We start from the raw sequence: 23,135 nt of genomic DNA, 5'->3' as shown, positions 1-23,135 counted from the left end.
ACACTGCATTAGAAATATCTGGAACTGATCATGTCGGAAAAATTTGACGTAATCGTAATCGGCTCTGGTCCTGGTGGTTATGTCGCTGCCATCCGTGCCGCTCAGCTGGGCCTGAAGACTGCTTGTATTGAAAAGTGGAAAAACAAGGAAGGTAAATACGTTAACGGCGGTACCTGCCTGAACGTAGGTTGTATTCCCTCCAAGGCATTGCTGGACAGCTCCTGGAAGTACCACGAGTCCAAAGACGCTCTCGACGTGCACGGCATTGAAGTCGGCAAGGTCAAGATGGATGTGAGCAAGATGATCGAGCGCAAGGGCGAGATCGTTAAGAAGCTGACCGGCGGCGTAGCGGGCCTGTTTACCGCCAATAAAGTGACCTCCATTTTCGGTACCGGTAAACTGCTGGCCAACAAGAAAGTGGAAGTCACTGACGACGAAGGCAACAGCACTGTCTACGAAGCCGAAAATGTCATTCTGGCTTCCGGTTCTGTACCGGTAAATATTCCGCCTGCTCCGGTAGACAATAAAATTATTGTCGACTCCACCGGCGCTCTGGAATTCTCTGAAACGCCCAAGCGTTTGGGCGTTATCGGTGCCGGCGTTATCGGTCTGGAGCTCGGTTCAGTATGGAACCGCCTGGGCTCTGAAGTGGTTGTTCTGGAAGCGATGGATAAGTTCCTGGCGATCATGGACCAACAGGTTGCCAAAGAATCCCAGAAGATCTTCAAGAAGCAGGGCCTGGATATCCGCCTCGCTTGCCGCGTAACCGGCTCTGAAGTGAAGGGCGAGGAAGTGGTTGTTACTTACCAGGATAAAGATGGTAAAGAGCACCAGGAAACTTTCGACAAGCTGATCGTTTGCGTTGGCCGTCGTCCTTATACCGAAGGCCTGTTATCTGAAGATGCCGGCGTGAAGATGGATGAGCGTGGATTTATCTACGTCAACGACCTGTGCATGACTTCTGCACCGGGCGTATGGGCGATCGGTGACGTGGTACGCGGTCCGATGCTGGCGCACAAGGCTTCTGAAGAAGGTGTTGTAGTCGCTGAGCGCATCGCCGGCCAGAAGCCAATGATGAACTACGACGTGATCCCCAACGTTATTTACACTCACCCGGAAATCGCTGCGGTTGGTCGCACCGAAGAGCAGGTGAAGGCCGATGGCGAGCCCTACAACGTAGGTAGCTTCCCGTTTGCGATCAACGGTCGCGCTATGGCTGCCAACGATACCCAGGGCTTTGTGAAAATCATCGCTCACGCGGAAACTGACCGTGTACTGGGTACCCACATCGTTGGCCCGTCTGCTGCCGATCTGGTTCAGCAAGTGGCGATCGCGATGGAATTCGGCTCCAGCGCCGAAGATATCGGTATGACCGTATTCGCACACCCGACTCTGTCTGAGACCGTGAAAGAAGCGGCACTGGGCGTGAACGGTCATGCGATTCACACCGTAAATCGCAAGAAGCGCAAGTAAGAAGTTTTTTCGATGTCGGGGCACTAATTATTGATTAATTAGCGCCCCGGTTTCATTTGCGGAATTCAAAATTTGCAACGACGGAAATTTTGAGTTTTGTCTTTCAGGTGCAGAGAGATCTGCAATTAATAAACACATTTTACATGTGAATTGGTATTGACTATGAACTTGCATGAGTATCAGGGCAAACAACTGTTTGCGGCATACGGATTGCCGGTTTCCAAAGGCATTGCAGCGGAAACCCCGGCAGCGGCAGTAGCAGCGGCTGACGAAATTGGCGGTGATAAGTGGGTAGTAAAGGCCCAGGTACACGCTGGTGGCCGCGGTAAGGCTGGCGGAGTAAAGCTGGTAGATTCCAAGGCAGAAATTGAAGAGTTTGCCAAGAAGTGGCTGGGCGAGCGCCTGGTAACTTATCAAACAGACGAAAATGGCCAGCCTGTTTCCCGTATCCTGGTTGAAAGCTGCACCGACATAGACCAAGAACTGTATCTTGGCGCCGTTGTTGACCGCTCCACCCGTCGTATCGTTTTCATGGCTTCCACCGAAGGCGGCGTTGAGATCGAGAAAGTAGCGGAAGAGACTCCGGAAAAAATCCTGAAAGCCACCATCGACCCGCTGGTAGGCGCTCAGCCTTACCAAGCGCGCGAGCTGGCTTTCAAACTGGGCCTGAACCCGACTCAGGTGAAGCAGTTCACCAAGATCTTCCTCGGCCTGGCGAAAATGTTCGAAGAAAAAGATCTGGCCCTGCTCGAGATCAACCCGCTGGTAATTACTACCGAAGGCAACCTGCACTGCCTGGACGCCAAAGTGGTAATCGACAGCAACGCGCTGTACCGCCACGCGGACCTGCGCGAAATGCACGATCCTTCCCAGGAAGATTCCCGTGAAGCGCACGCTGCCAAGTTCGATCTGAACTACGTAGCCCTCGATGGCAACATCGGCTGCATGGTAAACGGTGCTGGTCTGGCCATGGGTACCATGGACATCGTCAACCTGCACGGCGGCAAGCCAGCTAACTTCCTAGATGTTGGCGGCGGCGCGACCAAAGAGCGCGTTGTTGAAGCGTTCAAGATCATCCTGTCTGACGAGAACGTAAAAGCCGTACTGATCAATATCTTCGGTGGTATCGTTCGCTGTGACATGATCGCCGAAGGCGTTGTGGGCGCAGTAAAAGAAGTTGGCGTTAAAGTACCGGTTGTTGTACGCCTGGAAGGTAACAACGCAGACCTGGGCGCCAAGGTTCTGAGCGACAGTGGCCTGAACATTATCGCGGCGACCAGTCTGACCGATGCGGCTCAGCAAGTGGTTAAAGCTGCGGAGGGTAAATAATCATGTCAGTATTGATTAACAAAGACACTAAAGTAATCTGCCAGGGCTTCACAGGCTCCCAGGGTACTTTCCACTCCGAGCAAGCGATTGCTTACGGCACCAAGATGGTTGGTGGTGTAACTCCGGGTAAAGGCGGCCAGACTCACCTGGGCCTGCCAGTATTCGATACCGTTAAAGAAGCGGTAGAGAAGACCGGCGCTGAAGCTTCCGTAATCTACGTACCTGCACCTTTCTGTAAGGATTCCATCCTGGAAGCGGCCAACGCTGGTATCAAGCTGATTGTTTGTATCACCGAAGGTATCCCGACTCTGGATATGCTCGACGCTAAAGTGAAGTGCGACGAGCTGGGCGTGCGTCTGATCGGCCCGAACTGCCCGGGTGTTATCACTCCGGGTGAGTGCAAGATCGGTATTATGCCGGGTCACATCCACAAGCCGGGTAAAGTGGGCATCGTTTCCCGTTCCGGTACCCTGACCTATGAAGCGGTTAAGCAAACTACCGATTACGGCTTCGGCCAGTCCACCTGTGTGGGCATCGGTGGCGACCCAATCCCGGGCTCCAACTTCATCGATATCCTGGAGATGTTCCAGAACGATCCGCAGACCGAAGCGATTGTTATGATCGGTGAGATCGGTGGTACTGCTGAAGAAGAAGCCGCTGCTTACATCAAGGAAAATGTTACTAAGCCTGTAGTTTCCTACATCGCTGGTGTAACTGCTCCTCCCGGCAAGCGTATGGGTCACGCGGGCGCGATCATCTCTGGTGGTAAAGGCACCGCTGACGAGAAGTTCGCTGCTCTGGAAGACGCAGGTGTTAAAACCGTGCGCTCCCTGGCTCAGATCGGCGACGCTCTGAAGGAAGTTACTGGCTGGTAAGTAATTACTAGCTGGCTAGCACAAAAAAAGGCCACCCTTTGGGTGGCCTTTTTTTGTTTATTAAACTCAACCGTCATCCTAATTCCGTGCCAATCTTTCCCTTGGCTTCTTTTGTTGCCAGATTAATTTCGCTGCGCAGCCATTTTAATTTTCACGCTACTCACTATTTCTGTGCATTTTGCCGATATTTTTCTTCTGCCTTGTGGTTTTTCCATATTTTTGTTTTTTATGCAATTAAATATTGAATGATATTTATTGTTGTTTGAGAAGGTATCTTATTTTTTATTTTTTCTTGGAGTGTTTTAGGAGTTATTTAATTTTTTCTAGGTGTTGTGAATTTGTTGGGGTATAAATTCCTTGTTGGGATTAAATGCGGAGGTTGGCTTTTAAGAGTCCGGTTGTAAGTTAGATAAAGGATTTATTAACCCTCAAAATAATGACCAAATAATTGTGGAGGTTCACAGCATGGGACTATCAATAGATAAAAATATTCGAAATATTTCATATAAGCTGGTCTTTAGTGGTTTTTCTTTGGATAGAAATGAGGATGTTGGCGGAGTCTGGCCTAATGGGATCGTTAAATATTACGTACCGAATAATCTTGATGCTGGCTATGTGACGGCGGTTAAGAAAGCCATGTCCCGCTGGGAGTTGTGTATTTATCGGGCGTTTCAGTTTGCGGCGATTAAATTTTTGCAGGTGGGAGCGGCGGGGCAGGGTGTGATTACTATCCGGGATAATGATAGTAGTGCCACCGTAGGTTATACCAATACAACAAATCAGTATTGCGGCGTTAATTGGAGAGGGAATCGGGCTGCGATTGCCTCGCTTCCACATGAAATTGGTCATACCCTGGGATTGGCCCACGAGCATATGCGTTCAGATGCTCCCATGGCAGTGCAGAGCACACTGGACTCTTTACAAGTGCAAACCCGCACCCAGACAATGGCACGCTTTATGACTCATGGCTCGTCATTCGATGGCCAGTCTATCATGATGTACGATGCTCAAGCCCAAGCGCTGGGGGTCAGGGAAAATACCAGGACAGGCGGTTGTAAAATTACCCCCAACCAGGTAAATAATTCAAGTTGGAATCCCAGCGCGGGTGATTTGAATATGCTTTCCTATTTGTATGATGGCAGGCGTCTGACCTTACCAAGATCTTTTGCGATGCCAATGGTGTAGATCAGTTCGTTGCTGTGAAGGTGACTTAAAAAAGGGAGTCAGCATCTCCCTTTTTTACTTTTTATTTTCTTCTCTAAACGTACCCTCTAAATTTCTAGCTCTTTAGGCTTAAGCGCAAAATTTACTAAAAGATAAATTGCATTTTCTATCTGTGCCGCTGAAGTATTCGGTACTGCTAGGTGCTATACAAACCGTATTTGTGACCGTGTGTGCGACTGCGTTGGTAAAGAATAAAAGCCGTCAGGCTAAGTAGTAATAACTCAGCAATGGGCCCTGCATACCAGATTCCAACTTCACCAATGGCCAGCGGTAGTAGCACTATCAAAGGCAGTAAAAATATATAAGTTTTTGCCAGTCCGAGAATGGCTGCTCGTTTGGCGTCACCAATCGCCTGGAAGAAGGTATTAACCATCATGAGGGGGCCAGCCAAGAAATAAACCAGAGTCATCATTGGCAGGATACGCGCTACTTCTTCAATGATCAGAGGATCGTTAACAAATAGCCCACCTAAAGTGTCTTTAAAAATAATGACAGCGAGTTGAAGCAGCAGGCAGTAGCCGAATGCCGCAGTCAGGGCGATATTGATACTACTATCCATTCGCGACCAGATCTTTGCGCCAGCATTATTTCCAGCCACTGTTTGAAAAGCCTGGCTTAAGCCGAGTAGGGGTAGAAAAATAAAAGTCATAATCCGAGTGGTAATACCGTAGGCGCTAACGGTAGCGTCATAGTTTTCCGCTCCCCATGCCTGTAGGCTGAATATAACTGCCATAGAGGTGAGGGGAACGCCGATATAGCTCAAACTAGCCGGTAAGCCCAAGGACAGAAACTCTCTCCAATATTGTTTCTCATAGGAGAGGCGGATGACCTGTGTATCAATGACTGTTTTTCCGTAATGACGATAGCCGGCCACTATCATCAGGGCGATTGATTGAGCCAATGCTGTTCCATAAGCGGAGCCCGCTACTCCCATTTGAAAATGGGCAATAAAAATATAGTTAAAAACGATATTAAGAAGTATGGAGCTTAAAGAAACTATCGCCATCAACGATAGTTTCCCCTCACAGCGTAATGTGTCGGAGTTTACGGAACCAATAAATAGGGCGGGAGACAGGAAAACAAGAATTGTTAAATAGGTGTAGCCCATATCCGCCAACGGCTGGGAGCCATTGGCTACTAACATCGTCAATTGTTTACCCCCAAGAGTAAACAGCACCATAAGAAGGCCACAAACTAACAGTGCCAAGGTGATTGCCTGAGAGAAAGCCTGTTTTGCCTTATCTGTTTTTCCCGCGCCCAAGAGTCTGGCCTGAACGCTGGAGTAGCCAGCCGATATTAAGGAGGATAGTGCCACTAGCAACATAAACATTGGAAATGTCAGGGTGACAGCTGCCAGTGCGTCAGGGCCTACATACTCCCCCAGGAAATAAGCATCCAGCAGGGTAAAAGAGCCGTTTACCAACATTATAAAAATGATCGGTGCCGCTGTTTTGAAGAAAACCGGTAAAAGTGCACCCTTGAGGAAAATGTTGTCTTGTTGTTCGCTCATATACGATCCCTATTACTTATTTCCACTATGTATCTCTGCAATATCATTAAATTTGGCCAAAACAAAGTGTTTGATTTCTTCTGGCCAGGCTCGGATGGCTTTTTCAAAGCTTACTTTGCTATTTCGATAGAGGGAGCGGCTGGCATCTTCGAAGCCTGGGGCGTCACCAACAACCTGCAGCATAAATCTATCGAGTTGATGCTGGCTTGTGGTGATACGCTCTTCGAGTGAAATATCTTTCTGGGCCTGCTCCACCAGCTTGCGCAGGATTACGGAGGCTCCGCCAGGTTGCTGTCTCAGCCACTCCCAGTGACGGGGTAACAATGTGACTTCCTTGGAAATGACTCCCAACTTTGGGCGCCCTCGCTTTGCACTGGTAGGTGTTGTGCTGGGCTTCAATCTGGTTAGTACCGTCTCAATATCGCCTTGCCAATCGATCTCGATTCTTTGGCAGTTATCGGTTGAAAAAACCATGGGTTCAAGTGGTGTTTCACGGGATTTTACCTGGCGAACGATCGACTCCAGTGTGCCCCGTGCAATCAGTTGTTGTCGCTCAATGGCTATGTACTCAGGCACAACAAAAGTCTCCTATTAATTTATCCGGGCAAAATAATATTACCCTGGTAAATATAGGCGATCAATTTGTCTATGTACAGCAAAGGTCTCTCGCAAAATCTACTGGTATGTGCTGAAGGACTACTATCGGTGGGATTACCGTGAGTATTTCTGGCTCTAGGTGCGTTCTTAGGGAGTATTTTGCACCCTATCTGGCGATATACAGGGTCATTGCTCAATTCTATACTGCGGAAAAACTAACTACTTAGGAGTGAACATGGCTAGAGCACTGGTTGGTGTGATTGGGGGGAGTGGTCTCTATGAAATGCCGGGGCTGACTGATGTACAAGAGGTTCAAGTGGAGACCCCATTTGGCCCGACATCGGATCCGATTCTGTGTGGCAAGCTGCAGGGTATCCCGGTTGCCTTTCTCTCCCGCCATGGACGCGGTCACAGGCTGATCCCCTCTGAGGTGCCCTACAGGGCAAATATCCATGGGTTGCGTCAGTTGGGTGTGCGCTATCTGCTCTCTCTCTCTGCGGTTGGCTCTCTGCAGGAGAAGGTCAGGCCACTGGATATGTTGATTCCCGATCAGTTTATCGACATGACGCGCAAGCGTGAGTGCACTTTTTTTGGTGGTGGCGCTGTAGCCCATGTCTCTATGGCAGACCCCGTATGTTCCGCAGTGGCGGATTGTCTGGCGCGGGCCTTTGCTTCCACCCAGGCCGAGCAGCCGGTGCAGTTACATCGGGGTGGTAGTTACTTGTGCATTGAGGGGCCACAGTTCTCAACGCGAGCGGAATCCCACTGGTATCGCAGCATGGGGGCGTCGGTCATTGGTATGACCAATATGCCAGAGGCGAAATTGGCGCGAGAGGCGCAGATTGCCTACGCCACACTCGCAATGGCCACCGATTACGACTGTTGGCACCCTCGCGAGCAAGCGGTTACCGCAGAAGTGGCAATCGCCAATCTGCAGCAAAATGCTGCGCGTGCCCAGTTGATAGCAGCAGAGGCCATTCGATTATTGGGTATGGAGAAACCTGACTCCATTGCCCATACGGCATTGACCAGTGGATTGGTCACACCTGTGGAAACAATGTCGCAGGGCCAGCTTGCTGTAATAAAACCACTGCTTGAACCGACACAATCAGTGTTGGAAGAAGTGGAGCACTGAGACATATGCATGAAACACTGCCATTACTTGAAATATCCGATTTCCCGGCAATACGCCGCAGTACTATCGAAACCCTGCAGCTCAACATTGGTTATCGCTGTAATCAGTCTTGTGTGCACTGCCATGTAAACGCAGGTCCCAATCGCACGGAAATGATGTCAGATGCAAACCTGGCACTGCTGTTGGAGGTCATTGAGAAGCGCCGTATTCGGAGACTGGATATTACTGGTGGCGCACCGGAATTACATTGGGGGTTTCGCGGCTTGGTCAGTGCTGCACGGGCATTGGGAGTGCAGGTTATTGATCGGTGTAATCTCACAGTTTTGTTCGAGCCAGGCCAGGAAGATACTGCGGAGTTTCTCGCCCGAAATCATGTGGAAGTGGTCGCTTCTCTTCCTTGTTATTCCATGGATAACGTCGATAAACAGCGCGGCAAAGGGGTCTTTGACAAGAGTATTGCCGGTCTGCAAAAGCTCAATGAACTGGGTTATGGCAAGCCAGAAAGTGGTTTGCAGTTAAATTTGGTATACAACCCTCAAGGCCCCTTCTTACCCCCAGAGCAGAGTGTCCTGGAGGCGGACTATCGCAGAGAATTGAGAAGGCAATTTAATATTGAGTTCAATCAATTGTTTGCGCTCGCCAATATGCCCATCAAGCGCTTTGGTTCCATGTTGATTTCCAAGGGACAGTTTAAAGATTATATGACTTTATTACGTGACAGTTATAGCGCTGAAAATCTCGATGGCGTTATGTGTCGCAGCCTGGTGAGTGTTGACTGGCAGGGGAATCTATTCGATTGTGATTTTAATCAGCAGCTAGATATTCCTGTGCCAGGTAGGCCGCACCTGCATGATTTACTCGATGAGAATCTGCAGGGGGGCGCGATTGCAGTGGCAGATCACTGCTACGGCTGTACTGCGGGGCAGGGTAGTAGCTGTGGTGGAGCACTGTAAGAGGAAAGGGTTTTATAGCCATAGGGCAGGAATACTATGAGTAAAAAAATACTGCTGTTGGTGGTTATCGCGGTATTGGTGATTGCTTTTTACGCACTTGATTTACATCACTGGTTGAGTCTAGACAAGTTGCAGGAAGGCGGGGAGCAGTTCCAGCAATGGAAAGCGGCCTCACCATTTTTAGTGAGTTTCCTGTTTTTAATTTTTTATATTTTGGTGACCGGCTTGTCCTTGCCTGGGGCGGCTATTCTCACCATAGCCGCTGGTGCGATTTTTGGTTTGTTGTGGGGCACTGTTATTGTGTCTTTTGCTTCCAGTATCGGTGCCACTCTGGCTTTTCTTATGGCCCGCTACTTATTTCGCGATTATATTCAGGAAAGGTTTGCGGTACGCCTCCAAGTTGTGAATAAAGGTATTGAGCGGGAAGGCGCATTTTATCTTTTTGCCCTGCGCCTTGTACCTATTTTCCCGTTTTTTCTGATTAATATCTTGATGGGGTTAACCCACCTGAGAGTCTGGACATTTTATTGGGTGAGCCAGTTAGGCATGCTTGCGGCCACAATTGTCTACGTGAATGCGGGAACGCAACTCGCCCGAATAGAAAGCCTTAAAGATATCGCTTCGCCTCAATTGCTTTTGTCCTTTGCGCTGCTGGGTATTTTCCCTCTGTTGGCAAAATACTTCCTCAACTGGCTTAAACGTCGCCGCGAGGCCAAGTGAGACTCCAATGAAAAAACCTAAAAAGTTTGACCGTAATATTATTGTTATCGGAGCAGGTGCTGCAGGGTTGGTCAGTGCTTATATTTCTGCGGCAGTAAAAGCTAAGGTGACATTAATTGAGTCTGGGGACATGGGGGGGGATTGCCTGAATACCGGCTGTGTGCCCAGTAAGGCATTGATCAAGTGTGCTCGTGTGGCGCACTCCGCACGTACTGCGGGTAATTTCGGTGTGCGGCTGCCGGAACCGGAGATTAATTTTCCTGGGGTGATGCGGCATGTGCGTGCATCTATCCAGCAGATAGAGCCTCATGACAGCGTGGAGCGTTATTCAGAGCTCGGTGTGGAAGTGATAAAAGGCTATGCACGATTGGTTGATCCCTGGACAGTTGATATCACTTTGAAAAGTGGCGGTGAAAGATCTTTGCGTGGGCGTGCCATTATCCTGGCTACTGGTGCCGAGCCTATAGTGCCGCCATTCCCCGGCCTTGATACAGTTAATTATCTGACGAGTGAAACACTCTGGGATAGGTTTGCTGAACTGGATAAGGTTCCGCATAGATTGGTATTACTGGGTGGCGGTGCCATTGGTTGTGAGCTGGCCCAGGCATTTACCCGTTTGGGGTCTCGGGTGACCTTGATTGAGCGGGATAAACGTCTACTCCCCCAGGAAGACCACGAAGTATCGGAGGCTGTTGCCAAGGCATTGAAATCTGAAGGGGTATGTCTTCTCACTGGGCATGAGGCAGTTTCTTTTAGTGGCAATAAAGATCGCCAGGAGAGCACATTACATTTACGTAATGCCGAGGGTGAAACACAGGTGACATTTGATGAGGTTATCCTGGCACTTGGCAGGCGCGCTCGCACCAAGGGCTTCGGGCTAGAAAAATTGGATTTGTTACAGGATGGTAAACTGACAACCGATACTTTCCTGCGCACTCGCCACCCCCATATTCTCGCGGCTGGGGATCTTGCCGGTCCCTATCAGTTTACCCATATGGCTTCGCACCAAGCCTGGTATGCTGCAGTGAATGGCCTTTTTGGTGATATCAAGAAATTTGCCGTAGATTATTCGCTGGTACCTCGGGCAGTTTTTATCGATCCTGAGGTGGCCAGTGTTGGGTTCAGTGAACTCGAGGCCAAGCGACATGATATTGCCTATGAGGTAACTCGTTATAATCTTGATGATCTGGATCGGGCTATTGTAGATGGGGCGGCACAGGGTTTTATTAAAGTAATAACAGTACCAGGTAAAGATAAAATATTAGGCGTTTCAATTGTTGGTGAAAATGCGGCAGAGCTTATCGCCGAGTTTGTGTTTGCTATGAAGCAGGGGCTGGGGCTGAATAAAATCCTATCCACCATTCATATCTATCCGACAATGACCGAAGGCAATAAATTTGTTGCAGGAAACTGGAAGCGGGCCAATGCACCCAAACGCTTGCTGCGCTGGTTGGAAAAATTTCACCAGTGGAGACTGGGGTAAGGCCTAAGTAAAAAAGGGATGAGGCGGAGTTGAGGCAAGATAGTGCAATACAGTGTTATTGTGCCCCTGTTAAATGAGCGGGAGCAGTTACCCAAGCTTGTAGCGCAACTGAGGGAGCTGGTCGCATACAGCAGTTGTGAAATAATCCTGGTTGATGGTGGCAGTAGTGATGGTAGTGCAGAGATAGCCACTGCAGCCGGGTTGCGGGTAATTCAATCCCAACGTGGACGCGCGCTTCAAATGAATGCGGGTGCTTCGGTTGCCTGTGGCAGTTGGTTGTTATTCCTACATGCGGATACTCGCCTACCGCAAGGTGCTCTGAGTGCCATTGCCTCTGCCTCGGTTAGGGGGGCACAATGGGGACGTTTTAATATTCGTATCAGTGGAGACAGCCTGTGGTTTCCCCTGATTTCTACCATGATTAATTGGCGCTCTCGTTTGAGTGGGATCGCCACAGGTGATCAGGCGATTTTTGTTCGCCGCTCCCTCTTCAATGAGGTGGGAGGTTATGCCCGGCAACCACTGATGGAAGATATTGAGTTGAGCCGGCAACTGTTAAAAATAGCGCGGCCCCATTGTTTGCGTCAGAGAGTCACTACCTCTGGGCGCCGCTGGCAAAAGTTCGGAATTTGGCGCACAGTCTTGTTAATGTGGCGTTTGCGTTTCGATTACTGGCGCGGCGTTCCGGCGGAGTGTCTGGCAAAACGCTATGAGTAACTCTTCTCTGACCTCTCTGCGTCTGGTGGTAATGGCTAAGGCGCCCCTTCCCGGCTATGCAAAAACCCGTTTGATTCCAGCTCTTGGGGAGCAGGGTGCCGCCTCTTTGGCTGAGCGTTTGTTGCAGCAGACATTAATGGAAGCAGTAAAAGCCGACCTCGGCCCAGTAGAGTTGCATGTTGCGCCGGACTCACTGCATCCCTTCTGGCAAACACTAGCCCTACCCAGGGGGGTAACTCTGCATAATCAGACGCAAGGCGACCTAGGTCAGCGTTTGTGGCATGCGGCCAATACTTGTCAGGTGGCGGGCCAGGGACTTTTATTACTGGGCACAGATTGCCCTGCATTAACGGCCGCGCGTCTGCGAAAGGCGGCCGTTGCGCTAAAGAATACCGATGCAGTTATGTGCCCGGCAAAAGATGGTGGATACACCCTGTTGGGGCTCAAGCGGGTGCACTGGAGATTGTTTGAGGACATTTCCTGGAGCACGGAGGTGGTTGCCCAGCAAACCCTGGAGCGCCTACAGGAATGTGCAATGCTCTGCCGGTGTTTGGAAGTGCTACCAGATATTGATGAGCCAGAGGACTTGCAGTTTTTGCCTTGTGCCTGGGGAGTGTCTCAAGCGGAAAGCTAGCTGGTTTCTACTAGCCAGGTGGGGATTCAACAAATTATCTGTTGTACAGTGGGCCTTTTATAGGGGGCGGCCAGTGTAACTGCTACGAAGGAGTTAGCTAGGGTAGGGGGGGCTCCAGAAAGATGATTTCCCGAATGACTTGCCAGCGCCCATCCTCATAAACCAGGTTGATGCCCAGCCTTAATTTTCTTTCCTGGCCAGCTAAGTTATTTTTTCGGGAAAATATTACCAGCGCAGAGTTGTTGTTCGCTGCCACATGGTGAATTTTTTCCAGCTGTTCAGTGGCAATTCACCGGCATCGTGCTTGTGTTTGAATAAATCGATAAATGCGCTCTAATCGGCCAGGGTCAACTGGTCGGATTCATCGAGCATGTAGACCTGCATATTCCTGTAGTAGACGCTCTCCAGCTCATCCACTCGGCAGTGGACTCCTGCCTGTACAAGATAATCGATAAACTCCTCGATCTCTTTAACAGTGTCTTCCATCTCTCTGGCGCCTGTAATTTATAGCGCGGGTGCGGCACTGCCTTCCGCTTCCACTGCGCTGTTCTCTGCAAGAATCCCACCGTTTTCATCATTGGCCGCCAGGCGTTGTTCTTCGATACGGCTGGTCCAGCTCAGCAGGGCCTGGTAGTGGCGGATATTTTGCACATAGGTGACCGGCTCCCAGCCGCGTGCGTAGCCGTGCTTGGTAGATTTGTAATGTTGGCGCTTGGCCAGTAGTGGCAGATGGTCGCGTACATCCGGCCACAGATCCGGGTTGCCGCCCATGCGCTGGGTGAGTACGCGGGCATCTTCCAGATGACCGTAGCCCACGTTGTAGGCGGCCAGAGCCATCCAGGTTCTGTCGGGCTCGCGGATGCGTTCCGGTAGCTTGTTGCGGATATGCACGATATAGCGAGCGCCGCCCTCAATGCTCTCTTCCGGGTTGAGGCGGTTTACCCCCAGCTCTTTGGCGGTATTCAAAGTAAGCATCATCAGGCCACGAACCCCAGTGCGTGAGCGAGCGCGGGGATTCCAATGGGATTCCTGGTAGCTGAGTGCAGCCAACAGATGCCAATCCAACTCGTATTGATCGGCCACTTTTTGCATAACTCCGCGCCACTTGGGCAGTCGCTCGCGGCTACGCCTGGCGAATGCCTGGGCACCACCGGGATTCAGTTCGCTGACGTGACCAAAAAATTCCTCGCGCAGCTGTGCGATCATGCCGTTAGTATTGGCACGCAACATAAACAGTCGCGCTCGCTGATAGAGGCTGTCGTCGTCACTCTTGGGAAAAGCCCAGGAAACCGGTTGGAACTGGCTGAGATTAAAAGCCACTCCAGTTTTGGGGTAGAGCCCGCGGTGCACAGCGTAGGCGTTGGAATCCACCACCGCATAGCTGTATTGGCCCTGGTGTACCATCTCTACCAGCTCCATAGCGTCGACATCAGAAACTTCTTCCCAGCGCAAATTGGGGTAACGCTGTGAGAGTTTTTTTAATTCTTCGGCATGGGCGCTGCCAGCGATAACCGCAATGGTCTTACCTTCAAGGTCACTGGTTCTGCGCGGACGTTTTTCTCCGAGGCGGTAGATAATCTGTTGGCGAACTTCGAAATAAGAAGGGGAGAAACGCACTTGTTCACGGCGCTCCGGAGTCACTGTCAGCCCGGCGGCGGCAAAATGGGCACCCTCTTCGGGATCGCGCAGGCGAGCGAACATATCATCCAGGCTGTGCACATCGCGAATCACCAGCTTGACTCCCAGCTCTTCGGCAAAAGCGTGCAGCATGCCGTACTCAAAACCGGTGGGATTGCCAGAGGCGTCTTCGTAATAGGTGGTGGGGCCGTTTTGCGAGAGGACAACAAGTTCACCGGAAGCTTTAATTCGCTCCAGGGTATTCGGTGCTTTACTGGCAACTAATAGGGAGGCACAGCAGGACAGCGCGATACCTTTGCACACGCGGCGGACATAGCGCAGCGCTCGGCTTCTCATCATCATAGGCTGTCCCCTCTAGCTCGTCCGTTGGTTTTATCGCTGTTATGCCTAAGGCCTGCTGCGGGTATTTCCGCCAGGGCTTTCCTCGCCAATGATGGCACAGTCTGCCAATTTTACATTATTTGACGACAATCTGCCCAATTTGGCTTTAGGACACTGTGACATGGGCGCTTGAAATGCCATTAAGACTTTTGTAGGGAGTTTTAACCCCCTAATAAAATCGGTGAATTTACGATTGGTTTTGTTCGCCTTTTGAACACATTGATTGCTATTTAGTTCATGTGTACTCAAGTGACGGGCGGGTGTGTTGGAGTTGCGGCGCTTCGGGTACAATTGCGCCTCTCAAATTTCCGGGGCCTTGTGCGATTCTTCTTTCGCGCAATCTTTCTCATTTAGACAAGAGGCTATCTCCCGCAATGTTAGTTCTGCGTGGTGCTCCCGCACTGTCGAAATTCCGCCATAAAAAACTACTCAACCAACTGCGCGCGCTGCTACCGACCATCGACGATCTTTACGCCGAGTTCGTACACTTCGCCGATAGCGACGCACTGGATAACAAGGAGATGACGCTGCTTGAGCGGCTACTCCAGTACGGCCCCAGCGAAGAGAAGCACCAGCCGAAAGGCGAGCTGATCCTGGTGGTGCCGCGCCCGGGCACTATTTCTCCCTGGTCTTCCAAGGCCACCGATATTGCCCACAATGCTGGTCTCACCCAAATTCATCGGCTTGAGCGTGGTGTTGCCTATTATCTGAGTGGGGTTGAGCTTAGCGAGGCCGAGCGCCAGGCGTTGGCCTCACAACTACACGATCGTATGGTCGAGGTGGTCTTTACCGAGCTCGAACAGGCTGAGCAGCTGTTTGTAGAAGAAGAGCCCCGCCCGCTGCGTGGTGTGGATATTCTCGAAGGTGGCCGCGAGGCATTGGAAGTTGCCAATGTGACACTGGGCCTGGCCCTGGCCGAAGACGAAATTGATTACCTGCTCACCAGCTTCCAGGAATTGGATCGCAACCCCACCGATGTGGAGCTGATGATGTTCGCCCAGGCGAACTCCGAGCACTGCCGCCATAAAATCTTTAATGCCTCCTGGACTATCGACGGCGAAGAAATGCCGCATTCTCTATTTGGCATGATTAAGAATACCTACCAAAAAGGCGGCGACAACGTGTTATCTGCCTATGCGGATAATGCCGCAGTTGTGGTGGGCAACGTGGCTGGACGTTTCTACCCAGACCCGGAAAGCAAGGAATACGGTTTCAGTAATGAGGCCATTCATCTGCTGATGAAGGTGGAGACGCACAACCACCCCACCGCAATTGCTCCTTTCCCCGGCGCTGGTACCGGTGCCGGTGGTGAAATTCGCGATGAGGGCGCGGTGGGCCGCGGCTCCAAGCCGAAAGTGGGCCTGACCGGTTTTACCGTTTCCAACTTGCAGATCCCCGGTTGGGAACAGCCCTGGGAGTCCAATTACGGCAAGCCCGAGCGTATCGTTACCGCTCTGGACATTATGATCGAAGGCCCCATCGGTGGCGCAGCATTCAACAATGAATTTGGCCGCCCGAATATCTGCGGTTACTTCCGTACCTTTGAAGAAAATTTCGATGGCGAGCGTCGCGGCTATCACAAGCCGATTATGCTGGCCGGCGGCTACGGCAATATCCGTGAAGAGCATGTAGAGAAGCCCGAGTTCTCCCCTGGCGCCAAACTGGTAGTGCTGGGTGGCCCGGCCATGTTGATTGGCCTCGGTGGCGGTGCGGCCTCCAGTATGGCCAGCGGCTCCAGCTCTGAAGACCTGGATTTCGCTTCAGTACAGCGCCAAAACCCGGAAATCGAGCGTCGCTGCCAAGAGGTGATCGACCAGTGCTGGCAGCTGGGTGAGAACAACCCGATTGCCTTTATCCACGATGTGGGTGCAGGTGGTTTGTCCAATGCTTTCCCCGAGTTGGTGAAAGATGGCGGTACCGGCGGTAATTTCGAACTGCGCAATGTGCCCTGTGATGAGCCGGGTATGAGCCCGCTGGAAATCTGGTGTAACGAATCCCAGGAGCGCTATGTACTGGCGGTTATGCCGGAAGACCTGGAGCGTTTCGAGCAAATCTGTGAGCGTGAGCGTACGCCTTACGCTGTTGTTGGTGAGGCTACCGAAGACAAGCACCTGTTGCTGAATGACAAGAAGTTTGATTCCAAACCAGTGGATCTGCCGATGTCGGTACTGTTCGGTAAGCCGCCGCGCATGCACCGCGAAGCAGAGACTCGCCACGTTGAAGCCAAGGCTTTCTCCACCGCGGATATCGACCTGAACGAAGCGGCTGAGCGCGTGCTGCGCCTGCCCACTGTGGCCAGCAAGAGCTTCCTGATTACCATTGGTGACCGCACTGTAACCGGCCAGGTATCCCGCGATCAGATGGTCGGTCCCTGGCAGGTACCTGTAGCGGACTGTGCGGTGACTACTGTTGCCTATGACAGCTACTCCGGTGAAGCCATGTCTATGGGTGAGCGTACCCCAGTGGCACTGTTGGATGCGCCGGCCTCAGGCCGCCTGGCTGTGGGTGAGGCAATTACCAATATCGCCTGTACTCCGGTGAAGCAGCTGTCCGACATCAAACTTTCCGCCAACTGGATGTGCGCTGCGGGCCACCCTGGTGAAGAGGAAAAACTCTATCGCACCGTAGAAGCGGTGGGTATGGAGCTGTGTCCTGAATTGGGCATTACCATCCCAGTGGGCAAGGACTCCATGTCTATGCGCACCGCTTGGGAAGATGAGGGTGAGCAAAAGTCGGTTACCGCACCGCTGTCTCTGGTAATTTCTGCCTTTACTCCGGTTACCGATGTACGCAAAACAGTGACCCCGCAACTGCGCACCAATAAAGGTGAGAGTGAGCTGCTGTTGGTTGATCTGGGTGCTGGCAAAAATCGTTTGGGCGCTTCCTGTCTGGCACAGGTCTACAACGAGTTGGGCGACAAGCCCGCAGACCTGGACGATGCCAAGAAGCTGAAAGGTTTCTTCGAGGTGGTACAGCAGGCTCTGAATGAAGACCTGATCATGGCCTACCACGACCGCGCTGACGGCGGTCTGTTTACAACCCTGGCGGAAATGGGCTTTGCCGGCCGCGTGGGTATGGATGTGGAAATCTACGAATTGGGTGAAGACCCGATTGCCGCGTTGTTCAGTGAAGAGCTGGGTGCGGTATTGCAGGTTCCCGCCTGTGAAGCGGATATGCTGGTACAGCGCTTTGCCGCTGTGGGTGTACCCACCCACAAGATCGGTTACCTGAACAATAACGAACATCTGTGCATCACTAATAACGGTGTTGAAATCTTCAAGCGCTCCCGTGCTGAATTGCAGCAGATCTGGTCGGAAACCAGCTACCGTATCCAGTCCCTGCGCGATAACGCCGAGTGTGCCGAGCAGGAATTCGCCGCAATCGCCCAGGAAGATCCGGGCCTGACAGTAAACCTCACTTTCGATATCAACGACGATATCAGCGCACCTTATATCGCTAAAGGTGTTCGCCCGAAAGTTGCGGTACTGCGAGAACAGGGTGTGAACAGTCAGGTGGAAATGGCGCACTCCTTCCACCGCGCGGGCTTTAACGCTGTCGACGTACATATGAGTGACATCCTGTCCGGTCGTGTCGCTTTGGATGAGTTCAAAGGCCTAGTGGGCTGTGGCGGCTTCTCTTACGGTGACGTTCTGGGTGCCGGTGAGGGGTGGGCTAAAACCATTCTGTTTAATGATCGTGCTCGCGATCAGTTTGAAGGCTTCTTCAATCGCAACGATACCTTCGGCTTGGGGGTGTGTAACGGTTGCCAGATGTTCTCAGTGATCAAAGAGCTGATTCCAGGTGCGGATCACTGGCCGCGCTTTGTGCGCAACCTCTCTGAGCAGTATGAAGCGCGCTTCGCACTGGTAGGCATTGAAGACTCACCTTCCGTGTTGTTTAAGGGTATGGCGGGTACTTACATGCCGGTTGCCGTTGCTCACGGTGAGGGGCGCGTGGAGTTTGCCGACCAGCAGGCGCTGGAGAAGTGTGAAGCTTCCGGCACTATCGCGATGCGCTACCTGAATAACAAAGGGGAAATCAGCCAAACTTATCCGGCCAACCCCAATGGCTCGGTCAATGGTATTACCTCCCTGAGTTCTGAAGATGGCCGCGTGACTATTATGATGCCGCACCCCGAGCGTGTTGCCCGAGCTGTCAGCAACAGCTGGCATCCAGATGAGTGGAAAGAAGATTCCGGCTGGATGCGCTTGTTCCGCAATGCGCGGGTATTTGTCGACTAAGCCGATTCACTTCTGCACCCCACAATTCTGTCGGGGTGCAAATTATTCTCTAGGCAGGTAAATGGATTTTTGTGGCATAAGGATATGCCGCCTGTATCAGCTGTTAAATCGCCCTTCAAAATCGATAGTGATTCTTCGAATTCAGTGCCGAGTGTATTTTCACTGTTAATTGATTTTTTATGGTTTTGTCAGTATTTGTATCTGGCACGATTTACTTTTTGGAGCGCTTTGGATATTTCCTGCTACACTTAAAGGATTATTCGAAATAACTTTTCTCGCTATGGTGCAGTTATCTGTATCGATTCACAATTTTTTAATTGGCTTCTATGCAGAAATTCGGCATGGGGCGCTACTCATAAACTCCCTTCGACTGATCTTTCGCTTGTCGCGTTTTTATTGGCGCAGATCCCAGCAGTACCAAAAATTCTTTTTCCTACCTAGCAACAGTGACTAAGGAGATTGTCATGGCGTACAACGAAACACTAGCAGAAAAAGTGCGCAATTTATTACAGGGAAGTCAGGGGCTCTCTGAAAAGCAGATGTTTGGTGGCCTCGCATTTATGTTAAATGGCAATATGGCTTGTGGTGTGGTTGGTGAAGAGTTGATGGTGCGGGTGGGGCCGGATAATTATCAGGATGCTTTGGCTGAGCGTTATACTCGCCCTATGGATTATACCGGTCGCCCTCTAAAGGGGATGGTCTATGTGGAGGAAGATGCAGTGGAGCAGGACCTCGATGAGTGGGTAAATCGGGGGGTGGAATTCGCGGGGTCTCTCCCTCCCAAATAACATAAAGCAAAGAATAGAGATGCAATGGTAGCCAAGATTTCCTGGCTTTTGCACTTGGATTTTTATATCGATTCGCAAAAAAGAGTGCACTATTATCGAAATATTTCGACAAATGACATTGAGGTCGTTTATGCAATCGAGAGTGGTGTATTTCTTTTTTCCTTTTTAATTAAATGTCTATTTATTTGAAAACTTCGTCGCGAACAACTTGTATCACCTATATTCAGCGCCGGGCGTAATTAGAACAAGGGTGGCTGTTTGTTGTGGGTAGAGACTGCAGCATTTGGCAAGGGATCGAGTATGTATTTTATCGAATTAAATAATGGCGTGGAGATTCCCCAAATCGGAATGGGGATGGCTGCGATAGGTAGTTGGCAGCAAGATGATGGTTTTGTCACCGAGGTAATCCTAAAGGCCATGGCAATTGGCTATAGGCATTTCGATACGGCATCCTTATATGGCAATGAACGCGCCTTGGGCCGAGCTATCAAGGAGTCGGGTATCCCCAGGAGTGAACTGTTTATTACCAGTAAGGTCTGGGATACCGAGCAGGGAGGAAAGAAGACTCACGATGCTTTTGCACGAAGCTTGGAGCGTTTGAAACTGGAGTACCTGGATCTTTATTTAATCCAGTGGCCCGTTCCCGCTTATACACGGGAAACCTGGGAGGCGATGGAGGGGCTATACCAACAGAAAAAAGTTCGAGCTTTAGGGTTATCAAATTTCCGCAAATCAGATATTGAGCAAATAGCATCTTTTGCCGAAGTTCGCCCGGTTATTAACCAAATAGAGTTGCATCCATATTTCACCCAGCAACCACTAGTTGACTATTGTCAATTTCATAAAATTGCAATTAGTTGTTGGTCCCCACTGGGTACCGGGGGCTGGGCAGAGGTGCCTTTGGCTGAGAAGCCGATAATGGACCCGGTGATCGCTGAAATTGCTGAAAAGCATTCTGCTACGCCGGCACAAGTCATCTTAAAGTGGAATATTCAGCAGCATCGTATTGTTATACCTAAATCGGAATCTTTAGAGCATATAGGAACTAACTTCTTACTAAGCGATTTTAATCTGAGTAACTCCGATATCCAGTCGATTAACAACTTGAATTGTAACAAGCGGCTTGGCGGTGATCCGGATTATGTACACAAGAAAAATATAACTTTAAAAGTACCGGATTGAGGGCAGAACTTAAATAACGGAATGAGATAAATTATTTATCCTGCCGTTGTGTCTATAACTCTGTAAAGAAGATTGTTGTTTTAAGCGGACCGCGAGGAAGTCATCTTTCTTAATAGCTCATAACTTGCGATAGCACAGGCCGAAGTGACATTCATTGAGGAATTAACCCCATGCATAGGGATGTGCACCGTTGCATCGGCTATTTCCAGTATTTCGGAGGCAATTCCATCTTTTTCAGCCCCCAAAACCAAGCAGACCTTATCTCCCTCAACGACAGGGGCTTGACCCAGTTCAACGCTTCTGGATGTGATCTCTAAACAGATTATCCGGTATCCCTCTTCCCGTAGTGCTAAGGCGGCTTTTAGGGCGTCTTCCTCGTGTTGATAGGGAATGTGCTGCTCAGTTGAGCGGGATACCTTACGGATCTTGGAGTTTGGTGGTAGCAGACTATCTCCAGCCAGGTAAATTTTTTCTACGCCCAGGGCATCGGCAATGCGAAAGAGTCCACCGATATTGCTGGGTGTGCGAATATCAATGGCCAAATAGCAAAGGGGAAAATTGTGTTTGCTGGGTGAATGATCGCTGTGCTCTTTCTGCATAGTTACCGCTGCTGAAAATGACTATTAACTGCTGAGAGGTTCTTGGGAACTCTCTACCTGTGAGCCTATTTTAGCTTCTTCGAAAGAAGTATTCCTCATGCGCTCCACTAAAGAAGGCTCCTTGCTGGCCTTTTGGCTTTGTATCTGCATCGCTTGGCGATAAACCTTGTCGGAGACAATAAATTCTTCGGCCCGTTGATTAATTTCACTGTAGCGGGTATTGAGTTCGGAAATTTTATTGGAGAGATGCTCCAGGTCGAGAATGCGATCAAAGTAGAGGGCAATTAACCGCTCACATTCTCTGGCAATGGCTAGGTATTCATTACCCACCTGGCGGTGTCCCTCATAGTTTTTCTTAAAGTTGAAGAAAGTCTGTACTCCCCCCAGTAAAGCAGCCAGCAAGGCTAAAGCGGCGCCACTCCACTTGGTCCAGTCAGGAAGTTCCGCATTGATTAGGGAAAAGAATAGAGAGCCGAGGAATAAGTTGACCACCACTATGGGGACTCCGCAGAGCACATGCAGATTGCGCCCCTTCATAGAGGCGCGGAAGTGGCTGTGCTTACACAGATGGGCATTCCAGCGCAGTTTGTCCAGTACTGCCACGGTATTCGGTATCGTGCTCATGAATCCCTTCTGCCCCTTTAGTGTTATTTTTGGAGGGCGATAGTTTGCCGGATAAAAATGAGATGTACAGGGTGGAGCAGGGAAGATTGGGATTGATGTGTTTAATTTACACACTGAGGGTTTAGTGGGCCTTGTGCTGGCGGTTAGTGAGCACCCGCCTTACAAGGCCTCAATTTGAGGGCTTCAAATAGGAGCTGGCAGTGAATTGCCTAGAAGCTATACGTTACGCCGACAGAAGACAGGTTGGCCTTCTCTTTTTTAATCTCGTAGATGGTGTGTTCCAGGTTGATGCCCCAGTCACCGTTCTTCCACTTAACTTCAGCACCGTAGTATGGGTTGCTGCCGCTGTCCTTCTCATTGCTCCAGCTATAAGACCTATCGTAGGACTCTGCATACAAGAGCTCGCGATCTAGGCTGTATACGCTGCGGTTGCCGGTGTCTTCAGCCTGGCCGCTGTTATTTTCATTCCACTGGTGTACACCAAAGCGAACTCCGGCATTTAAGTTTTGTTGAATTTGCGTCGAAAGGGTTAATCCTAAGCTATAAGAATTGTATTTGGATTCCTGCTGACTTCTGAAATCGTAGTTTTCTATTAATACTTCATCTTCATTGTGCCACTCGAGGCCGTGAGCGCTCTGTTCATAGTCTCTGTGGATATTGCCGAGATTCGCTATACCGCCTTCGAAGGCAATATAGTTATTTACCTGATAGCCAACAGTCAATGCGTAGCCGGTTGAGTGGAGGTCCTCTCTTATCGCAGTGGAGTCTTCGCTATCAAACTGCATATTACCCAGTGAGGCTTTTAGGTAAAAAGGCTTCTCCTCTGCGTAAACGCCGCTACTAACTAATGCGATTAGGGCGGTGAGAGCGATATGATTCAAGGGGTACCTCAATTCAGTCAGTCGACAGGCGCTTGGGTGTTAGCAAGCGGCAAAGATCGTAAAGTCATGATTGGCGCGCATTGTACATCTGTACAAATTAAGCGTTAAGCAGAAAGGGTCCTTCATTACTGGATTGAAGCGGAAATTCTCA

General features: G+C 50.4%; 20 protein-coding genes. 13 read left to right on the top strand and 7 right to left on the bottom strand.

The genetic code is table 11. The features are described 5' to 3' along the window. Nucleotides 1–30: 30 nt before the first annotated feature. The 4 genes from lpdA to ACJJH9_RS14250 all read left to right on the top strand — a co-directional run bounded on the left by lpdA (nucleotide 31) and on the right by ACJJH9_RS14250 (nucleotide 4,862). Nucleotides 31–1,473, top strand: coding sequence for a dihydrolipoyl dehydrogenase (gene lpdA / locus ACJJH9_RS14265; RefSeq protein ID WP_444923171.1), 1,443 nt, complete (start codon nucleotides 31–33; stop codon nucleotides 1,471–1,473). Nucleotides 1,474–1,635: 162 nt separating this feature from the next. Then, complete coding sequence (sucC, locus tag ACJJH9_RS14260; RefSeq protein WP_252082922.1) at nucleotides 1,636–2,802, top strand: ADP-forming succinate--CoA ligase subunit beta; 1,167 nt, start codon at nucleotides 1,636–1,638, stop codon at nucleotides 2,800–2,802. A gap of 2 nt (nucleotides 2,803–2,804) precedes the next feature. Then, a complete protein-coding gene (gene sucD, locus ACJJH9_RS14255; RefSeq protein WP_020412684.1) occupies nucleotides 2,805–3,677 on the top strand; it encodes a succinate--CoA ligase subunit alpha in 873 nt (290 codons plus the stop codon). A gap of 465 nt (nucleotides 3,678–4,142) precedes the next feature. Next, nucleotides 4,143–4,862 (top strand): M12 family metallopeptidase, encoded by a 720-nt coding sequence (locus tag ACJJH9_RS14250; RefSeq protein ID WP_444884077.1) that lies wholly within the window; start codon nucleotides 4,143–4,145, stop codon nucleotides 4,860–4,862. Between the two features lie 175 nt (nucleotides 4,863–5,037). Here ACJJH9_RS14250 and ACJJH9_RS14245 read toward each other — a convergent pair whose 3' ends face one another. Beyond that, entirely contained in the window at nucleotides 5,038–6,411 is a 1,374-nt protein-coding gene (locus ACJJH9_RS14245; RefSeq protein ID WP_444923170.1) for an MATE family efflux transporter, read from the bottom strand. 12 nt (nucleotides 6,412–6,423) lie between these two features. After that, entirely contained in the window at nucleotides 6,424–6,987 is a 564-nt protein-coding gene (locus ACJJH9_RS14240) for a DUF2239 family protein (RefSeq protein ID WP_444923169.1), read from the bottom strand. A gap of 256 nt (nucleotides 6,988–7,243) precedes the next feature. On the opposite strand from ACJJH9_RS14240, the gene mtnP reads away from it, so the two are divergent. From mtnP to ACJJH9_RS14210, 6 genes are read left to right on the top strand one after another with little or no spacing between them, the layout of a single operon-like run. Further along, nucleotides 7,244–8,143, top strand: a complete 900-nt coding sequence (mtnP, locus tag ACJJH9_RS14235; protein WP_444923168.1) for an S-methyl-5'-thioadenosine phosphorylase — start codon at nucleotides 7,244–7,246, stop codon at nucleotides 8,141–8,143. Nucleotides 8,144–8,148: 5 nt separating this feature from the next. Then, a complete protein-coding gene (gene arsS / locus ACJJH9_RS14230; protein ID WP_444923167.1) occupies nucleotides 8,149–9,096 on the top strand; it encodes an arsenosugar biosynthesis radical SAM (seleno)protein ArsS in 948 nt (315 codons plus the stop codon). Between the two features lie 36 nt (nucleotides 9,097–9,132). Further along, the gene (locus tag ACJJH9_RS14225) at nucleotides 9,133–9,816 is read left to right on the top strand and encodes a TVP38/TMEM64 family protein (protein WP_444900097.1); all 684 of its coding nucleotides are present in this window, start codon (nucleotides 9,133–9,135) and stop codon (nucleotides 9,814–9,816) included. Between the two features lie 7 nt (nucleotides 9,817–9,823). After that, on the top strand, nucleotides 9,824–11,299 hold the full coding sequence (locus ACJJH9_RS14220) for a dihydrolipoyl dehydrogenase family protein (RefSeq protein ID WP_444900098.1): 1,476 nt from the start codon (nucleotides 9,824–9,826) through the stop codon (nucleotides 11,297–11,299). A gap of 42 nt (nucleotides 11,300–11,341) precedes the next feature. Beyond that, nucleotides 11,342–12,016 (top strand): TIGR04283 family arsenosugar biosynthesis glycosyltransferase, encoded by a 675-nt coding sequence (locus tag ACJJH9_RS14215; RefSeq protein WP_444900099.1) that lies wholly within the window; start codon nucleotides 11,342–11,344, stop codon nucleotides 12,014–12,016. After that, on the top strand, nucleotides 12,009–12,650 hold the full coding sequence (locus ACJJH9_RS14210) for a TIGR04282 family arsenosugar biosynthesis glycosyltransferase (RefSeq protein WP_444923166.1): 642 nt from the start codon (nucleotides 12,009–12,011) through the stop codon (nucleotides 12,648–12,650). Before ACJJH9_RS14215 ends, ACJJH9_RS14210 begins: the two co-directional genes overlap by 8 nt. A gap of 333 nt (nucleotides 12,651–12,983) precedes the next feature. Here the strand turns inward: ACJJH9_RS14210 and ACJJH9_RS14205 are convergent, their stop codons facing one another. Together ACJJH9_RS14205 and mltF are read right to left on the bottom strand one after the other, a co-directional pair. Then, a complete protein-coding gene (locus ACJJH9_RS14205) occupies nucleotides 12,984–13,136 on the bottom strand; it encodes a hypothetical protein (protein WP_444884086.1) in 153 nt (50 codons plus the stop codon). Between the two features lie 18 nt (nucleotides 13,137–13,154). Next, nucleotides 13,155–14,630, bottom strand: coding sequence for a membrane-bound lytic murein transglycosylase MltF (mltF, locus tag ACJJH9_RS14200; protein ID WP_444923165.1), 1,476 nt, complete (start codon nucleotides 14,628–14,630; stop codon nucleotides 13,155–13,157). A 413-nt stretch (nucleotides 14,631–15,043) separates the two neighbouring features. Between mltF and purL the strand changes: the two genes are divergently transcribed. The 3 genes from purL to ACJJH9_RS14185 all read left to right on the top strand — a co-directional run bounded on the left by purL (nucleotide 15,044) and on the right by ACJJH9_RS14185 (nucleotide 20,880). Then, nucleotides 15,044–18,910 carry a phosphoribosylformylglycinamidine synthase gene (gene purL / locus ACJJH9_RS14195; RefSeq protein ID WP_444923164.1) on the top strand — a complete coding sequence of 1,289 codons (3,867 nt, stop codon included), beginning with the start codon at nucleotides 15,044–15,046 and terminating at the stop codon, nucleotides 18,908–18,910. 464 nt (nucleotides 18,911–19,374) lie between these two features. Then, nucleotides 19,375–19,698 carry a TfoX/Sxy family protein gene (locus ACJJH9_RS14190; RefSeq protein ID WP_252082900.1) on the top strand — a complete coding sequence of 108 codons (324 nt, stop codon included), beginning with the start codon at nucleotides 19,375–19,377 and terminating at the stop codon, nucleotides 19,696–19,698. A gap of 300 nt (nucleotides 19,699–19,998) precedes the next feature. Further along, nucleotides 19,999–20,880, top strand: a complete 882-nt coding sequence (locus ACJJH9_RS14185; protein ID WP_444923163.1) for an aldo/keto reductase — start codon at nucleotides 19,999–20,001, stop codon at nucleotides 20,878–20,880. An 80-nt stretch (nucleotides 20,881–20,960) separates the two neighbouring features. Here the strand turns inward: ACJJH9_RS14185 and ACJJH9_RS14180 are convergent, their stop codons facing one another. From ACJJH9_RS14180 to ACJJH9_RS14170, 3 genes are all read right to left on the bottom strand, one after another. Then, nucleotides 20,961–21,479 carry a TrmH family RNA methyltransferase gene (locus tag ACJJH9_RS14180; RefSeq protein ID WP_444923162.1) on the bottom strand — a complete coding sequence of 173 codons (519 nt, stop codon included), beginning with the start codon at nucleotides 21,477–21,479 and terminating at the stop codon, nucleotides 20,961–20,963. A 24-nt stretch (nucleotides 21,480–21,503) separates the two neighbouring features. Continuing rightward, a complete protein-coding gene (locus ACJJH9_RS14175) occupies nucleotides 21,504–22,103 on the bottom strand; it encodes an SLATT domain-containing protein (protein WP_444884091.1) in 600 nt (199 codons plus the stop codon). Between the two features lie 209 nt (nucleotides 22,104–22,312). Beyond that, nucleotides 22,313–22,984 carry an outer membrane beta-barrel protein gene (locus ACJJH9_RS14170; RefSeq protein ID WP_444902896.1) on the bottom strand — a complete coding sequence of 224 codons (672 nt, stop codon included), beginning with the start codon at nucleotides 22,982–22,984 and terminating at the stop codon, nucleotides 22,313–22,315. Nucleotides 22,985–23,135 lie beyond the last annotated feature (151 nt).

This window comes from Microbulbifer mixtoriginis (SeqCode) (assembly GCF_052466715.1).
This window is presented reverse-complemented; position numbering and strand designations above follow the sequence as displayed.

Coding starts and splice junctions, on each gene's coding strand:
- lpdA (WP_444923171.1), top strand. CDS start 31: ATGTCGGAAAAATTTGACGTAATCGTAATCGGCTCTGGTCCTGGTGGT.
- sucC (WP_252082922.1), top strand. CDS start 1,636: ATGAACTTGCATGAGTATCAGGGCAAACAACTGTTTGCGGCATACGGA.
- sucD (WP_020412684.1), top strand. CDS start 2,805: ATGTCAGTATTGATTAACAAAGACACTAAAGTAATCTGCCAGGGCTTC.
- ACJJH9_RS14250 (WP_444884077.1), top strand. CDS start 4,143: ATGGGACTATCAATAGATAAAAATATTCGAAATATTTCATATAAGCTG.
- ACJJH9_RS14245 (WP_444923170.1), bottom strand. CDS start 6,411: ATGAGCGAACAACAAGACAACATTTTCCTCAAGGGTGCACTTTTACCG.
- mtnP (WP_444923168.1), top strand. CDS start 7,244: ATGGCTAGAGCACTGGTTGGTGTGATTGGGGGGAGTGGTCTCTATGAA.
- arsS (WP_444923167.1), top strand. CDS start 8,149: ATGCATGAAACACTGCCATTACTTGAAATATCCGATTTCCCGGCAATA.
- ACJJH9_RS14225 (WP_444900097.1), top strand. CDS start 9,133: ATGAGTAAAAAAATACTGCTGTTGGTGGTTATCGCGGTATTGGTGATT.
- ACJJH9_RS14220 (WP_444900098.1), top strand. CDS start 9,824: ATGAAAAAACCTAAAAAGTTTGACCGTAATATTATTGTTATCGGAGCA.
- ACJJH9_RS14210 (WP_444923166.1), top strand. CDS start 12,009: ATGAGTAACTCTTCTCTGACCTCTCTGCGTCTGGTGGTAATGGCTAAG.
- ACJJH9_RS14205 (WP_444884086.1), bottom strand. CDS start 13,136: ATGGAAGACACTGTTAAAGAGATCGAGGAGTTTATCGATTATCTTGTA.
- mltF (WP_444923165.1), bottom strand. CDS start 14,630: ATGATGATGAGAAGCCGAGCGCTGCGCTATGTCCGCCGCGTGTGCAAA.
- purL (WP_444923164.1), top strand. CDS start 15,044: ATGTTAGTTCTGCGTGGTGCTCCCGCACTGTCGAAATTCCGCCATAAA.
- ACJJH9_RS14190 (WP_252082900.1), top strand. CDS start 19,375: ATGGCGTACAACGAAACACTAGCAGAAAAAGTGCGCAATTTATTACAG.
- ACJJH9_RS14185 (WP_444923163.1), top strand. CDS start 19,999: ATGTATTTTATCGAATTAAATAATGGCGTGGAGATTCCCCAAATCGGA.
- ACJJH9_RS14180 (WP_444923162.1), bottom strand. CDS start 21,479: ATGCAGAAAGAGCACAGCGATCATTCACCCAGCAAACACAATTTTCCC.
- ACJJH9_RS14175 (WP_444884091.1), bottom strand. CDS start 22,103: ATGAGCACGATACCGAATACCGTGGCAGTACTGGACAAACTGCGCTGG.